Source organism: Tychonema sp. LEGE 06208, assembly GCF_015207505.1.
Taxonomy (GTDB): domain Bacteria; phylum Cyanobacteriota; class Cyanobacteriia; order Cyanobacteriales; family Microcoleaceae; genus Microcoleus.
In genome coordinates this window covers 1-14,656 of sequence record NZ_JADEWT010000021.1, presented here as the reverse complement: position 1 = coordinate 14,656, position 14,656 = coordinate 1, and the positions used below count along the sequence as shown (strand labels likewise).

The following is a 14,656-nucleotide window of genomic DNA, read 5'->3' as shown; positions in this document are numbered from 1 at the left end:
GATTTGTATCCACTTTTCTATTATTATGGCTGAATATTCTTACCTAATTCTTCAATTAAAGTTGTGGTCATGGCCCCTGTAAAAATCCTTGTGGTTGATGACGACCCGGCAATCCGAAATTTAATTTACCGTTTTTTAAGCCAGCAAGGTTATCAAGTTGAGTCTGGCGAGGACGGTCAGACTGGTATGGAATTATTTGAGCAACTCAATCCTGACTTAGTAGTTCTAGATGTAAATTTACCTGATACTACTGGCTACAAACTATGTCAAGAAATGCAAAGACGGACGGGCGTGTTTGTGTTGATGCTGACCAGCCGAAACGATGAAGCTGACAAAATGAAAGGGTTTGCCGAAGGTGCTGACGACTACATTACTAAACCTTTTAGTCTTGTGGAGATAGGAGCTCGCGTTGAAGCAATTTTGAGGCGCAAACGCACAGTTACTGCCACTGAGCAACAAAGTCTTACCTTTGGGGAGCTACTAATAGATCCAGTCCGCCGCGAAGTGATTCTCAACAATCAAATAGTGGCTTTGACTGCTTTAGAATTCGACTTGCTGTACTGTTTGGCCAGCAAACCCGGTCGCGTGTGGAGGCGAGCGGAATTGCTGCAAGAAGTGTGGCACTACGAATATGTAGGAGCCGAGCGCGTGGTGGATGTCCATATCGGTCAAATTCGCCGCAAAATTGAGCCAGATACCAATCGAATTTCGATGATTCAAACTGTCCGGCGGGTGGGTTACAAGTTTGAACCCACAACCTAGCAACATTCGGCACAAAGCTCTAGGGGCGGGTGCACGAGTTCTAATTCCGCTGGTGTTCGATCGATCTACTCGTCATAAAAACGGTTCGTAGTGCGGACTCGCATTCCACACTACGAACTAATCTGATTGCTGCAAATACTCGCCCACTTCTTGCGCCCGCTCAAAACCCCTGCCGATGCAATCTCCCAAAGCCACGCCTCCAAGGTAGTTGCTGCACAAATACAGTCCGGGCAAAGATTTTAAACCCTGCGGCGAAAGTCGAGCACCCATTGCCGACGGGACAAACCCCAAAGCCCCCAACAGCGCCCTCCGTTTCCCCGGAAAACTCAGCAACTGAGACTGAATCATCGCCCGGTCATCGGCACCGGTTGCTGCTTATTTTGCCAACAAACATAACGCGGGGGCGATCGGCAAAAATCAACTCCTGCTTCAACTAGACAGCAGGAGTCCCGCACCAAACACGGTACTCCGTTGACTGACGGGAGGAATGCGCGTGAGGCCTGACTGCCGAACAAATCTTTGATTCCCGCTATTGCAATATTAGTTTTCACGAGATACGATCACACCAGAGTTTGTGAAGAAAATGTCCCAAGCGATCGCCTCTCCCCGTCTCCCCATCTTCCCATCTTTACCCTCCGAGCGGCTTATCCGAATAACATAGCCGAAGCAAGCCGAATCGAGCCCTCTCTCCTTCACGAAGACGGAGTTACATTATTGCTGTGCAAGTCTTGAGGGGACTGAAACAGAGTTTCGAGATAAACTCTCGCAGCTTGGCGATAACTGCGCGAAGCTTCCGGCGTACCGCTATCGGCATTCTGCAACAAAAACAGCGACAGAGACGCCGAGAATACTCGGTCTAGATCCCATTCGGGGTGAGTTTCCAGATAAATTTTGAGAGAATCGTGCAGCGTTTCGGGAATTTCGGCAAAAATACTGACTGTCGGGTTCATCATTTTTTTAGTCTCGCTAATAAATTGAAAATAGAACCCCCCTTTCGGCTGGATACAGGTGCAGACACAGCCGAAATTAGAGCGCTTTTTTTTAGGTCGGTCGCATCATTGTGCGTATCAGGAGGCGGGTTTGTCAATGTTGCGAAATATTACAAACTCCTTTATGTAAAAAAAAGATTTACCAATAAATAAGCCTTTCAGGGCTTTTTTTGTTACATATCTTTATGTGTGGGAAGTTTTCTGAGGGATTTGACAGCAGGTTAACAAAATCCCCAATTCCGCAGCAAGATCCGACCGTGCCGTTAATTTCTGTGGAAAACTTTTTCAAATCTGTGGAAAACCTCGGACTTGCCTGTGGAAACGCTGTGGAATGTTTAGGGAAAAGTCTGGGAAAAAATAAGAATTGCAAAGGGGATTAATTATTCATCGGTCATCGGTCATGGGTCATCGGTCATTGGTGTTTTCTTCCCGAAGGCCTTGGGGGCATCTGGGACTTGATAAAAAGCATTGTCTTGTTGTGGTTAGAGGTAGCTCTTGCGTGTTTTATAGCAAAACACCAATGCTCCCACTCACCGACAAAAAATTATAATTCTTCAGGTTTTTCTGATATTTTACTAGAGCAGAACATTGATTTCCAAAGATAGGGACACCGACCTGCGAATTTAAATTGAAGATCGGTGTCCCTATCTTTGGTCAATAATTTGGTGAGGGTTTGTACTGAAAAGAATTTAATGTTACCGTTATCCCAAAGTACGGTAAAATGTTTGTCTACTTTGCCTGTCACAGCTAAGGCTAGGTTTTTTAAATAGCCCTGATAGGGTGTGGAAAGAATTAGCCTTCCTCCGGGTTTGAGGCATTTTTGGGCATTTTTTGCCACTTCTTTTGGATAAAGTAAGTGTTCGATTACTTCAAGGGCTAAGACAATATCGAATGAGTGCAGCATATTGGTATCGGGAAGCTCGTAAATGTCGGCTTGGATAAACTGACAGTCGGGGAAACTTTGACTGGAGATGGCAATTCCGGGTGCAGAAGTGTCAACACAACTTCGCAGCCGTGCTGTGCGATGACGTGACTGAGGCTGCCATTGCCGCAGCCGAGATCCAAAACTCGGAGTTTTGTCTGGCTGGCTTCCTGAAGTGTCGCGAGCATTTCTAAAATGGGAGATATCAAATAAGTGTGATGATATCTGGGATGGTTGTTTGTGTAATAATACGTATAGTTGCTAGAGTTTTTTTTCATCGATTAAGTTATGGAGACTATTGCCGAGACTGCAAATTTACCGGGCGCGGGTGTACTGTTTGGGTAAATGTTCGCCACCTGCTGGTTGTGAGGGTCGATCGGCAACTCGATCGTCTCATTCTTTTTGTTTGACAGGCGAATTGTTGTCACCGGCTCGATCGGATGTGCCAAAAAAAATGCACAGGGTGCAGAATCTCGAATCCCCGATTCGAGGCCGATCCCATCTCTGCTCCGGGAGCCCGTCGCCAGACGGCATTCGGAAACAAAAAGTGCGATCGATCCAGAATTCTCTCCATACACTAGCCGGAAAGAAAATTTTTGGTCTATTAACTTCGGCCTGGCGAGCAGATCCGTGGGATTCTACCTTCAACCAACAGTGCTCTGTCAGCGATCGCGCTTTTTCTCGCCTGAAAGATTTTGCCTGGGCGATCGGGTGCAAGTCGATCGGAAAATTTAAGAGGGAAGTGTGACTGAAATCACAGGCATCTGCCAAACAAATTGCTGAGCATCTTTAAGTGGACACACTTAGCATCGACATTAATACAGTGGCTTCTATAATTGTGTTTAAATGTTGTTCTGAAGCTGTGTTGTCCCGTCAGCAGATTGCCCTAGGCAGATTCGCACTTTCAATCTGGCTTATTGCACTACGATCGCTGTTGAGCGTCGCACCTTAATTTAGAAATGTCCTATGGTTAAGCTAGGTCAGTCCTCCTTTCGCCGTATTTTACTGTCGCGGATTTTGTTGCTCAGCGTGCCTGTTCTACTGGTGGGGGAGTATGTTACCTATCGCAAGGCACGTTCGACGCTTCTGGAAACCGCTCGCCAAAACTTGACAGAAAGTGCAGGCAGAAAAGCCGAAACAATTGAACAGTGGGCGAAATCGCTGAAATCGAATCTAATCGGCGCTTCGGAAAATTCGATGTTGCAGTCTGTAGAGCCAAAGGATTATCAAAAGTTTATCGCGCAATTAGGGCAGCGGTTGCCAGTTCAGGTTGATTGCTTGCAATTGACTAATTTACAGACAAATCAAGTGATGGCGAGCACTTGCGGGCAACAGCCGATTCAGGCGCTACCTACCAATTTTTGGCCGCGAGTGCAGCAGCAGCAAACGCTGCAGGACGACAAAAACGTTTACATCAGTCTGTTGTGGCCGAATCAACAAAAGCCGAGAGCAAACGGCGACAAGATGACTTTGGGTGAGGAGGATTTTTCTGGTTCGGCTAAAGAAGCCCGCGACAGCCAAGTCAGTTTGGTGTTGAGCGCTCCTGTTTACATTGGTCGCGGCAACAGCCGAAAGTTGAGTTATGCTTTGAGTTTGCAGTCGGCTCTGCCGGTGCAAACGAGCGCTCCCAAGGGTTCTCTAGCCGGCTATACGGTGGCGATCGACCAAGACGGGACAATTTTGGCGCACCCGAATATCAACCGCGTCGGCCGCAATATTGCCGCGGAGGCAGATGCCGATCGACTAAAAAGTATTGTCAGAAGGGCGATCGCCGGCGGACAAGCTTTTCTCCACCTATTTTCCTTTGAAAGAAATGGCGTAGAATTGCTAGCAGGATACGCTGCCATCCCCAGCCCTTTAACTAAAAAAGAGAACACTAAATGGATTATTTTAGCTGTCTCTCGCTTAGATTACGCTCTCTCAGGCTTAGAAGAAATTCAGCAAGTTTTATTTAACTTAATCATCGGTTTAGTGGCGGCTAGCATCGTCGCGACTTTATACCTGTCTCGCGACTTGGCGCGTCCCTTGGAACAACTGAGAGACTACGCGCTGACAGTGGATACAGAAGCGCCGCAGGCAGTGCCCCAAAATTTCCAAATTCGGGAATTCAATCAACTATCAGAAGCACTCAACAGCATGGTGGAGAGCCTGAGAGAATCGGCAAGAGAATCGGCAGTCGCAACCAAGGAAGCGCAAGTTGCCAATCAGTTGAAAAACGAATTTTTGGGCAATATTTCTCACGAACTTAGAACGCCGCTCAACGGAATTATTGGTTTTATTCAAATTGTGCGAGACGGCTACTGCGATGACCGAGATGAAGAAATGGAGTTTTTGCAGCGCGCCCACGACTCGTCAATGCAATTGCTGAATATTATTAATGATATTTTAGACATTGCTAAAATAGAATCCGGCACGTTCTCCCTGATGTTAGAAGTAGTTGATATTACTCAGGTACTTGAAGATGCAATTGATTTGCAATCACTTCTAATTGAAGAAAAAGGTTTGAAGTTAAGCTTGCCAGAACCTCACGCTCCGATTATTGTTCATGCCGATCCGGAGAAGCTCAAACAGGTGTTTATACACGTTTTGAGCAATGCTGTTAAGTTTACCGAGTCGGGCAGTATTACTATATCTGTGCGGTTAGAATCGAGTAATCATTCAGCTGGTTTTAACGGTAGTGTACCGGAAAGTGCGATCGGTAATAGTAGCAGTAAAAGCGATTGGGTAGTGGTGACAATTAAAGATACCGGAATTGGTATCGATCCCGAACAGCAGCAAAAATTGTTTCAGCCTTTTGTGATGGCTGATGGTTCCACAACTCGCAGGTTTGGCGGTAACGGTTTGGGTTTGGCTATCTCTCGAAGGATAATGGAATCTATGATCGGCAGCATTACTCTGCAGAGCGCGGGTGTGAATCAAGGTACTTCGGTGATGATTTCTTTGCCTGTCAATCATCAGTCAAGTTTTTATTTTAACAGCCAGGATTTGGTAACAGAAAATGGAAATTTAAAAAATTAGGAGGTAGATCATTTCGGGTGAATACTATGAGGAATGACAATTCAACTGCTCGTTACGAGGCTCTGCCTTTTTCATCTAAAACTTGTTTGCTTGGGAAGTCGAAGAATCTAAAATCTAAAATAGTATCACGGGCTGTCCGCCTAGTTTCAAAGATTTGCTCAAAGCGCTGAGAATGCGGATTAATTCGACGGAAGCATCGCCGGAAGAGGTAGGACAAGGCGTATTTGTTTGCACGGAGGTGAGGAAGCGATCGCACACTCGCCGCAGCGGTTCTACTTGTTCTAAACTTAATATTTCGCGACTTTGGATGTTAGTAGTGGGCCGAGGCGCCATCGCACTTTCGCAAACATTATGCTCTTCCCCCCGCCGATTTGAACTAGCGTGCTGCAAAATCAGCATACTTTCCGGTGACATTTCATCAAAAATCAAGGTTCCCAAACTACCAACAACGGTTAAGCGCCGCTGTTTGTCGGGATTCAGCCAGCACAGGTGAATAAGTGCTTGAAATCCGTCAGGATAGGTGAGCGTTACCCAAACTAAATCTGCTAGTTTTTCTGAAGGATTTATTGCTTCTTCCCTCTGACTTGTGACTTCTGACTTCGGAAATACAGTGCCCGTTGCTCTGACTTGAATAGGAGTTTGTTGGAGCCAAGTATTGAAAATAGCAATATCGTGAATGGCCAAATCCCAAAGGGCATCAACATCGTGCCGCACTGGTTCATAATGAGTACGCTGAGCGTAACCGTAGCGCAATTTTCCGAGTTGATGCTGTTGAATTATTCTTTGGCCGCGATCGACTGCTGGATGAAACAGATAAGTGTGGTCAACGAAGAGTTGCCGCTGCTGTTTTTCGGCTAATTGGCACAGTTTTATTGCTTCACTGAGATTGATGGCGAGGGGTTTTTCTACTAAGACGTGGTAGCCTTTTTGCAAGGCTGTGGCTGCGAGGGTGTAGTGTGTGGAAGCTGGAGTGGCGATCGCCACAGCATCCAGTCCCGGCAATTCTTGCACTTGCGACCAATCGGTAGCTAGAATCACGGACTCATTAAAATTAAACTGTTTTTGGACAGCCATCAATGAATCTAAATTCGGATCTACCACCGCTAAAACTTGACTGTTGGGATGTTCGATAAAGTTGCGAATGAGATTAACTCCCCAGCGGCCCGCACCCAATACAGCTATTCCGATTTTCATTAATAATAAATTTTAAAAAATCGCCCATCAATTATAGCATAATTTCTAATTTATTGGTGTTATTTAATAGTAAAAGTTCCACTGCCCAATGAATACTAACTACTAACTAATGACTGCTGACTAAGGACTACTGACTGCTGACTACTGACTACTAAATCTGGGTAACATACCCCTTGATGATTCTGCGGTTGAAACCGCGTCTATACAAACAAAGTCGGCCTGCGCCGACTGGTTCATAAAAGGTATCCAAAACTCTGATTTGCTATAACAACTAACAACTAACAACTAACAACTAACAACTAACAACTAACAACTAACAACTAACAACTAACAACCAACAACTAACAACTAACAACTAACAACTAACAACTAACAACCAACAACCAACAACTAACAACTAACAACTAACAACTAACAACTAACAACTAACAACCAACAACTAACAACTAACAACTAACAACTAACAACTAACAACTAACAACTAACAACTAACTAATTTATTGAAAGCGGAGCGAGCCGCAGCTTGTTCGGCAGCTTTGATCGATCGACCTTTTCCCTCTGCTACCAACTCTCCCTGAATGCTAACTTTTGCCGTAAAACGATCCTCGCCGCCCTGGACAGTTCCGGTTTCTTCCACGGTATACTTGGGCAAAGTTTTATATTTGCCTTGAGTCAACTCTTGGAGAGCAGCTTTGTAATTTTGCCTGGCCGGATCGCTGCGAATCTCCGCCGCTAGGCGTTGAAAGTGACCGTCTAACCAAGGGCGAATTAATTCTAACGTCTGGGCGCTCAAATAAAGCGCGGCGAGTAAGGCTTCCAAAGAATCGGCCAGTCTGGGAACAGCACCTGTTTTGTCGGCGGCGGCGCTGCTGGAAACAATTAAATAGCGATCGAACCCGTAACTTTCAGCGATTTTAGCAAGAATGCGATCGCTCACCAAGATCGATCGAATGGCAGCAAATTCCCCCACCGTACAGTCAGGATAAATCTCAAACAACAATTCAGACGCAGCCAGCCGCACCACAGCATCGCCGACAAACTCTAGCTGCTCGTAATTTGCCTTAGCAGACGCACTCGCATGAGTCAAAGCTAAATCGACGAGATGCCATTTGATCGAAGCATCCTTCGACAGTCCCAACTTTTCAATTAATGTTTCAAGTTGCTTTTGGCGACCAGGATAAAGCATATTCATAGCGAATTGGGCAAACAGGGAATTGGGAATTGGGAATTGGGAATTGGGAATTGGGAATTGGGAATTGGAAATCTATAGCCGAGTCTCGGTAACATGAGGCTATCTGTCGCGCATAAGCCTCGCGGGCACAGGAAGCAGCCCGCATATCCTCACAACGCGATCGAATTGCTATATCTCACTTGATTCTAAAAATAATATATAAAAATTCTCCCACTCTCCCACTCTGGGATTTTTGGAGGGAAAAAAGTCGGACATAAGCCGGGTTCTGTTCTCTCAAATGCAAGCACTTTTCGATGGCAGTTATCTATCTGGGACGTTTGTTACCAAACGCCTCAAGCGGTACCAAAAAACGGAACTGGTAAAAAACCAACCATAGTCCCTCCGACCTTGCTCCCAACCGGGGTTTACCTAGCCAGCACCTCTCGATGCTGCTGGTGCGCTCTTACCGCACCTTTGCACCCTTACCCCCTAACAACTTGCAATTTTTGACGATCAATTTTTGATGCAATCTCCAATCTCTAATCTCCAATCTCAAATCGGGGGGCGGTATCTTTCTGTGGCACTATCCTCACGATCGCTCGCACTGGGCGTTACCCAGCAAGTTTGGTTTTTCGGGAGCCCGGACTTTCCTCAGACCAGCTTTCGCCAATCCGCAACCGCCTGCGCCTACTTTTTTCCCCAGACTTATTGTACGCGATCGTTCGTCAATCAATTGAGGATTTTAGATTTCAATCATCTTTAATAGTAGAAAAATTTTCAAACCAGCCGCGCCGCCAAAAGAAGAAAACTAAACTAGACGCGATCGCCACCATCAACGCCCAACAAAGCGGATAGCCAAAATACCAGTTCAGTTCCGGCATATTCAAAGGCGATTTTTCTGTATTGAAATTCATCCCGTATACTCCCGCCACAAAAGTTAACGGAATAAAAATACTCGAAATCACCGTTAGCAATTTCATGATTTCATTCATCTTATTGCCAACCGAAGACAGATAAACATCCATCAAACCCGACGATAACTCTCGATAGGTTTCCACCATATCCATCACCTGCACCGTGTGATCGTAACAGTCACGCAAGTAAATTCGCACCTCTGGAGTAATCAAATCGCTGCTATCTCGAATCAAAACATTAATTGCATCCCGCTGCGGCCAAATGGCGCGGCGCAGCGTCAGCAATTCTCGCCGAATTTTATAGATTTTTTCCAGGGTTTTGCGATTGGGGTTCACCACCACTTCATCCTCTAATTCTTCAATCCGCTCTCCGTAAAGTTCTAATACAGGGAAAAATCCATCTATAATCGAATCCAACAGAGTATAAGCAAGATAATCAGCTCCGTGCTTGCGAATAGCTCCTTGTCCTTTGCGAATTCGCTCGCGCACCGGATCGAAACAATCATAATCCGGTTCTTCCTGAACACTTAGCAGGTAATGTTTGCCCAAAATTAAACTAACTTGTTCTTTATGAAAATTATCTGAATTAGGCTTAATCATCACCATCCAGGCAATAATTAAAAGGTGTTCTTCATAGTCTACAACTTTCGGGCGTTGGGGAATATTTACTACATCTTCCTGAGCCATTACGTGCAAATTAAAAACATCGCTCATTTGTCGCCAAGTTTCTTTATTGCCCAATCCCAACATATCAACCCAAGAAACAGATTTTGTATCTAAATAGGCAGCAGCTTCTTGAGGATTTAACAATTTTTTAGGGCGAGTAGCTTTGGTTTCGCAATAGTCAATTAATACAATGTCTGGAGGCGGCGCATCCGGTTCTAAGTCTAGAGTTCCCGGCAGCGCCCCCGGATCGTCATAAAAATAATCAACGTAGGAATCATCATCATCATCATCTTTAATTGGTTTTTGAAATACACTCGAAGTATTTTTTATGCCTTTGTATGCCATGTTAATATTCCTGAGTTTTAGAAGCTTCAATTAGATTATCACTTTTTACGTATAACTATCAACAACCAACAACCACTAACAACTAACCAATAACAACCAACAACCAATAACAACTAACCAATGACAACTAACCAATAACAACTAACCAATAACAACTAACAACCAACAACCAATAACCAATAACTAATTATCTTTGCCGCATGGGAATCTCGATCGCAAATTCAGTTCCCTCACCAGGCGCCGAAATGCAGCGCAGCGCGCCCCTGTGTCTTTCCACCACAATCTGATAAGAGATAGACAATCCCAAACCAGTACCCTTACCTACTGGTTTATTCGTAAAAAACGGGTCAAATATCCGAGATTTTACAGACTCTGCCATTCCCGCGCCGTTATCTGAAATGGCGATCGCCACCCAATTGTTCTCCAAAACCTCCGTGCGAATCCGAATCGAAGGTAATGCGTCACAACCCAAAGGTAAACTCGTAGAATTTTGCCGTTGGGCATCCGTTGGACTAGGCAATTCCCACTTTCTATTTCTCACACTTGCCAAAGCATCAATGGCATTACTTAATATATTCATAAACACTTGATTTAACTGTCCAGCGTAGCATTCTACTTGGGGCAGCGTCCCATATTCTTTAATTATTTCAATCGGGCGATTTCTACCATTTTCTTTGAATTTGTGTTGCAAAATTAATAGCGCGCTGTCAATTCCTTCGTGAATATCAACACGCTTAATATCGGATTCTTCCAGGCGGGCAAAGTTGCGTAAAGACAGAACAATTTCACGAATGCGATCGGCTCCAGTTTGAATAGAAGTCAACAGGTGCGGAAAATCCTCTTTCATAAATTCGATTTCTATTTCTTCAGCAAGATTTGCGATCGCAGCAACAGGTTCCGGGTAATGTTCTTGATACAAAGTACACAATTGTAGCAAATTATTCGCATACAGGCTCGCGTGAATAATATTGCCGTAAATAAAACTGACAGGATTATTAATTTCGTGAGCAATTCCCGCGACTAGCTGTCCCAAACTAGACATTTTTTCCGCATGAATTAGTTGAGCTTGAGTTTTTCCTAATTGTTTCAATGTTTGCTCTAATTGGGCATTTTTATCTTTTAATTGAGATTCGGCTTGTTTGCGCTTAGTAATATTGCGGGCAATAACGATCGCCTGATTAGAGTTAAGAGGTAGCAATCTAGCTTCATAAGTTTCTTCTCCTGCCGGCCTGGGTAGGGAATACTCTAGATCAATCGGTGTTCCGTTTTCGGAAATTTGAAACATTGCCAGATTGAACTGGCTGGCGACGGTTGCAGGTAATATATCTGCCATTCGTTTGCCCATAAAATACTCAGAATTCAGGTAGAAATCCGCTGAATTTCCTGATAAGTAATCCAAAATAATGCCGTCAGTATTGAGGCGGAAATACAAATCGGGCAGGGCCAGAAAAACAGCTTCTAACTCGGAAGTTTTTTGGCGCAATGCTTCTTGGGCGTAATAGCGATCGCTAATATCCAAAATCACCCCGTCCAAACAGAAAACGCTCCCATCTGCGTCGAACACGGGAGAACCTTTATCCCACACCCATTTAACGGTGCCATCTGCTGCTAACAAGCGGTATTCCAAATTATAAGACTGTTTGCTTTCTATTGATTGCCAAATTGTTGCTTCTACTTTTGCCAAATCTTCCGGGTAAATAATACTAGCAAAAGTCCGGCTTCCCATCTCCAAAGGCAAAAGAAAATCCGCAGCCGGGTAGCCCGAAAGCAAGTAAACGGCATCGCTAATAAAACTTGTAGAAAAATCGCATTCCCAGCGATAAACAACTCCGGGAATATTAGCTACTAAAGATCGAAATCTTGATTCACTTCTACGCAAAGCTGCTTCCGATTCATAGCGTTCTGTAATGTCGTGAGTGAAACCTAGAACTGCAAATATATTACCTTCTGCGTCGCGCAGAGGGACTTTTTGGGTGTCTAAAATATGTACTGAACCATCAGCAACAGTTGCCGCATCGCAGGGATTGTGGATGATTTCGCCAGCTAGTGCAGCAGAGTCGTCTGTGCGGAATCCTCGGATATTTTGTGCGGGATTCCCAAATACTAGCTCTTCTGAGAATCCTAAATCTAAATCAGATTTTCCAATAATTTCTTCGACTGTTTTACCGATAGATTGAGCTAAACTTTTGTTGACCAAAATATAGTTAAATTGTTTGTCTTTGGCAAAAATCCAGTCGCTGGTTGTGTCTATTACTGTGCGAAGCAGTTCTTCGGAACGTTCAGTTTGTGTTAAAGCTATTTGTAGTTCTAATTCCAGGCACTTGCGAGTTGTAATATTTTCAAAAGCAACGCCGACGCAGTTGTTAGGTAATGGAAAAGCTTTGATAGAAAAAGCGCGAGTTATTTTGCCGGATTCATCGCAGTCAATATCTTCAACTTCTACGGCTTTTTGGCCGATAATTACCGAAGCAAATGCTTGGGGAATATTTTTCGATCGCAAATGAGGAAAAATTTCGTCAATTGTCATGCCCAAAACGTCGGCCATTTCTAACCCAGTAAACCTGGTAGCAGCGGGATTGGAGGCGATCGCCCTTAACGTACTATCATCGTCTAGATCTTCCAAATGGTAGACGTACAAACCAATCTGCATATTCTCCACTATTTGGTCGTAGAGGCGCACGCTTTCGTCTACCTGCCTGCGTTCGGTAATATCTTCTGTAATACCCAACACGTACTGAGGATGCCCCTGAGCGTCGAGAATTGGCACTTTGCGGGTGTGCAGTATTCTCATACCTTTGTGGCGAGTTTGGATCGGCTCTTCGGCTATTTCTTTAACAGTAGATTGGTTGCGATGAGCTGTCAATATTTCCCTATCTTGAGCGGTGAAAACATCAGCTTGTTCTTTGGGATAAATATCGTAGTCATTTTTGCCGATCGCCTCTTGAGAGGTAACACCTGCGATCGCTTCCCCGGCCTTATTCCACAGTACAAATTTCAGCGAAGAAGCATCTTTAGCAAAAACTCCCACGGGCAGATTTTCTACTACGGAATTGAGGAAACCTTTAGCGGATTTTAATTCAGCTTCTGCGCGCTTGCGTTCGATGCCTAAAGCTATGACATCGGCAACCGATGCTAAAGTTTCTTGAAATGGTGCTGTCAGCGGCTTGAAACTGATAATTACCATCACTCCCACCAGCCTTTCTTCGACTATTAAGGGGTAGCCGGCGAAGGTAAAAATTTGCTGGGGAATTTGGCAATTTGCCGGATTTTGGCGGCTGTTGATAATTGCTAATTCGGAACTGCATAACCCTGTTGCTTCGGATTCTTCTTCTGGAAGTCCAAAATTCTTCAGTTCAAATCCGCAGTCAAATTGCGGTTTTTGCTGTTGGGCGATCGAGTTAACCTTACTTGCAATAAAGCTAGCCCGATCGCCTGTGCGGCTGTAGAGTCCCGAGGCTGCTTGCAACTCCCAAATATTGGATTGAGAGTTTAAAGTCCAAATTTCAGCGGAGGCGACATCAATATTTCGCACCATTGCGTCGCAGCAGGGAAGCAGGATATCTTGAGGGTGTTTGGTGAGGGCAATACCAACATCGGCTACCATTGCTGTGAGGCGAGAAGCTTGGGCTTTTTCTGCTTCCAATCGTTTGCGATCTGTGATGTCTTCCACCAAAGAAAGTACGGTAAAAGAGTCGCCGCTGCGAATAATTGAGTTGAACCAGCGACACCAAATAACTTGTCCGCTTTTAGTTTTATTTTGATTGATGGAAATATTGCCATTCCCGGAGGCTAGTTCTAGTTCGATCGCGCTTACAGCCTCTCTTTCTTCTTCGCAAACCAAATCCAAATCGCCGAAATGCTTGCCCATCATATCATCCGATGTCCAGCCAAAGATTTCTTGGGCGCGTTTTGACCACTGAACGATTCGGAAATTTTCATCCCAGCCTACCATTGCCAGGGGACTGTTAGCTGCATTCAACCACAGTAAATGGTTCGATCGGCGCAACTGCTGAGTTTTCTCTTGCTGCCAGCGGTAGTGCCTGGTGATATCCCTACCGACACCCAAAACCCGCATCTGGTTGCTAGAGGCATCCACCGCTGGCGTGTAAGCAGTTTCGTAAATTTTAATCCCGCCGTCTGCCGCCCTCACCTCGTGAATTGCCAGCTTTTTTTCCCCTGTTATAAATACTTGTTGCAGGCAGGAATCAATCTGCGAGATTATGTTTTTGAGAGCAGAATTATTGGGATATAATTGCAATAATTCTTGGTTAGTTTTGTTGACTATTTCAGCAGGCTCCAATCCCATCCAAGCAGCAGCAACGGGATTGATGTATAGGTAGTTTTGCTGTCGATCGCACTCTAGGAAAGCATCAACAGAGTTAGAGAAAAAAGACTGTAACGAGTTGATAACTTCCTGCATGGGTATTTTGCGATCGCTTGCAAGTAAAGCTTTAAATTTTTCCTAAAATTAGTTTAACTCACTCAAATATTTTTGCGTACTTTATATTTGCGGTTTCCGGTGAAATTTTCGGCGCAACCCTCTAGGATACAATAATTTTTAGGAAATAGTATTTTTATGAATATAACTTAATTAGAACAGATGTTCTTTTTTTAAACAAGACGCATCGGATAGAAAAGGGAGAGGGAGAGAGGGAGAGAGGGAGAGGGGGAGAGG

At 44.6% G+C, this 14,656-nt stretch carries 12 protein-coding genes and 1 other RNA gene; 4 read left to right on the top strand and 9 right to left on the bottom strand.

Annotation, left to right across the window (positions count from 1 at the left end):
• The first annotated feature begins 69 nt into the window (after positions 1–69).
• On the top strand, positions 70–762 hold the full coding sequence (locus tag IQ263_RS07995; RefSeq protein WP_194066964.1) for a response regulator transcription factor: 693 nt from the start codon (positions 70–72) through the stop codon (positions 760–762).
• Between the two features lie 117 nt (positions 763–879).
• On the opposite strand, the gene IQ263_RS28335 is transcribed toward IQ263_RS07995, so the two are convergent.
• The 3 genes from IQ263_RS28335 to IQ263_RS07985 all read right to left on the bottom strand — a co-directional run bounded on the left by IQ263_RS28335 (position 880) and on the right by IQ263_RS07985 (position 1,712).
• Positions 880–1,110 carry a hypothetical protein gene (locus IQ263_RS28335; RefSeq protein WP_228049879.1) on the bottom strand — a complete coding sequence of 77 codons (231 nt, stop codon included), beginning with the start codon at positions 1,108–1,110 and terminating at the stop codon, positions 880–882.
• The gene (locus IQ263_RS28330) at positions 1,107–1,313 is read right to left on the bottom strand and encodes a hypothetical protein (protein WP_228049878.1); all 207 of its coding nucleotides are present in this window, start codon (positions 1,311–1,313) and stop codon (positions 1,107–1,109) included. The genes IQ263_RS28335 and IQ263_RS28330 overlap by 4 nt, the downstream gene beginning before the upstream one ends.
• A 141-nt stretch (positions 1,314–1,454) precedes the next feature.
• Entirely contained in the window at positions 1,455–1,712 is a 258-nt protein-coding gene (locus IQ263_RS07985) for a DUF2811 domain-containing protein (RefSeq protein ID WP_194012004.1), read from the bottom strand.
• Positions 1,713–1,936: 224 nt separating this feature from the next.
• Here IQ263_RS07985 and IQ263_RS07980 point away from each other — a divergent pair, with 224 nt between their 5' ends.
• On the top strand, positions 1,937–2,131 hold the full coding sequence (locus IQ263_RS07980) for a hypothetical protein (protein ID WP_194066963.1): 195 nt from the start codon (positions 1,937–1,939) through the stop codon (positions 2,129–2,131).
• Positions 2,132–2,295: 164 nt separating this feature from the next.
• On the opposite strand, the gene IQ263_RS07975 is transcribed toward IQ263_RS07980, so the two are convergent.
• Positions 2,296–2,877 carry a class I SAM-dependent methyltransferase gene (locus IQ263_RS07975; RefSeq protein WP_486579295.1) on the bottom strand — a complete coding sequence of 194 codons (582 nt, stop codon included), beginning with the start codon at positions 2,875–2,877 and terminating at the stop codon, positions 2,296–2,298.
• A 94-nt stretch (positions 2,878–2,971) separates the two neighbouring features.
• On the opposite strand from IQ263_RS07975, the gene IQ263_RS07970 reads away from it, so the two are divergent.
• Together IQ263_RS07970 and IQ263_RS07965 are read left to right on the top strand one after the other, a co-directional pair.
• On the top strand, positions 2,972–3,421 hold the full coding sequence (locus IQ263_RS07970) for a hypothetical protein (RefSeq protein ID WP_194066962.1): 450 nt from the start codon (positions 2,972–2,974) through the stop codon (positions 3,419–3,421).
• A gap of 218 nt (positions 3,422–3,639) precedes the next feature.
• Positions 3,640–5,691 (top strand): sensor histidine kinase, encoded by a 2,052-nt coding sequence (locus tag IQ263_RS07965; protein ID WP_194066961.1) that lies wholly within the window; start codon positions 3,640–3,642, stop codon positions 5,689–5,691.
• Between the two features lie 114 nt (positions 5,692–5,805).
• Here the strand turns inward: IQ263_RS07965 and IQ263_RS07960 are convergent, their stop codons facing one another.
• From IQ263_RS07960 to IQ263_RS07940, 5 genes are all read right to left on the bottom strand, one after another.
• The gene (locus IQ263_RS07960) at positions 5,806–6,885 is read right to left on the bottom strand and encodes a Gfo/Idh/MocA family oxidoreductase (RefSeq protein WP_194066960.1); all 1,080 of its coding nucleotides are present in this window, start codon (positions 6,883–6,885) and stop codon (positions 5,806–5,808) included.
• Positions 6,886–7,366: 481 nt separating this feature from the next.
• Complete coding sequence (gene rnc, locus IQ263_RS07955; RefSeq protein ID WP_194066959.1) at positions 7,367–8,077, bottom strand: ribonuclease III; 711 nt, start codon at positions 8,075–8,077, stop codon at positions 7,367–7,369.
• 239 nt (positions 8,078–8,316) lie between these two features.
• An RNA gene (rnpB, locus tag IQ263_RS07950) (RNase P RNA component class A) lies at positions 8,317–8,750 on the bottom strand.
• Positions 8,751–8,805: 55 nt separating this feature from the next.
• Positions 8,806–9,981 (bottom strand): magnesium/cobalt transporter CorA, encoded by a 1,176-nt coding sequence (gene corA / locus IQ263_RS07945; RefSeq protein ID WP_194066958.1) that lies wholly within the window; start codon positions 9,979–9,981, stop codon positions 8,806–8,808.
• A 187-nt stretch (positions 9,982–10,168) separates the two neighbouring features.
• Positions 10,169–14,401 carry a PAS domain S-box protein gene (locus IQ263_RS07940; protein WP_194066957.1) on the bottom strand — a complete coding sequence of 1,411 codons (4,233 nt, stop codon included), beginning with the start codon at positions 14,399–14,401 and terminating at the stop codon, positions 10,169–10,171.
• Positions 14,402–14,656 lie beyond the last annotated feature (255 nt).

What these genes read in the sequence shown, in the direction of transcription:
- IQ263_RS07995 (WP_194066964.1), top strand. Translation starts at nt 70, where the DNA reads ATGGCCCCTGTAAAAATCCTTGTGGTTGATGACGACCCGGCAATCCGA.
- IQ263_RS28335 (WP_228049879.1), bottom strand. Translation starts at nt 1,110, where the DNA reads ATGATTCAGTCTCAGTTGCTGAGTTTTCCGGGGAAACGGAGGGCGCTG.
- IQ263_RS07985 (WP_194012004.1), bottom strand. Translation starts at nt 1,712, where the DNA reads ATGAACCCGACAGTCAGTATTTTTGCCGAAATTCCCGAAACGCTGCAC.
- IQ263_RS07980 (WP_194066963.1), top strand. Translation starts at nt 1,937, where the DNA reads ATGTGTGGGAAGTTTTCTGAGGGATTTGACAGCAGGTTAACAAAATCC.
- IQ263_RS07965 (WP_194066961.1), top strand. Translation starts at nt 3,640, where the DNA reads ATGGTTAAGCTAGGTCAGTCCTCCTTTCGCCGTATTTTACTGTCGCGG.
- IQ263_RS07960 (WP_194066960.1), bottom strand. Translation starts at nt 6,885, where the DNA reads ATGAAAATCGGAATAGCTGTATTGGGTGCGGGCCGCTGGGGAGTTAAT.
- rnc (WP_194066959.1), bottom strand. Translation starts at nt 8,077, where the DNA reads ATGAATATGCTTTATCCTGGTCGCCAAAAGCAACTTGAAACATTAATT.
- corA (WP_194066958.1), bottom strand. Translation starts at nt 9,981, where the DNA reads ATGGCATACAAAGGCATAAAAAATACTTCGAGTGTATTTCAAAAACCA.
- IQ263_RS07940 (WP_194066957.1), bottom strand. Translation starts at nt 14,401, where the DNA reads ATGCAGGAAGTTATCAACTCGTTACAGTCTTTTTTCTCTAACTCTGTT.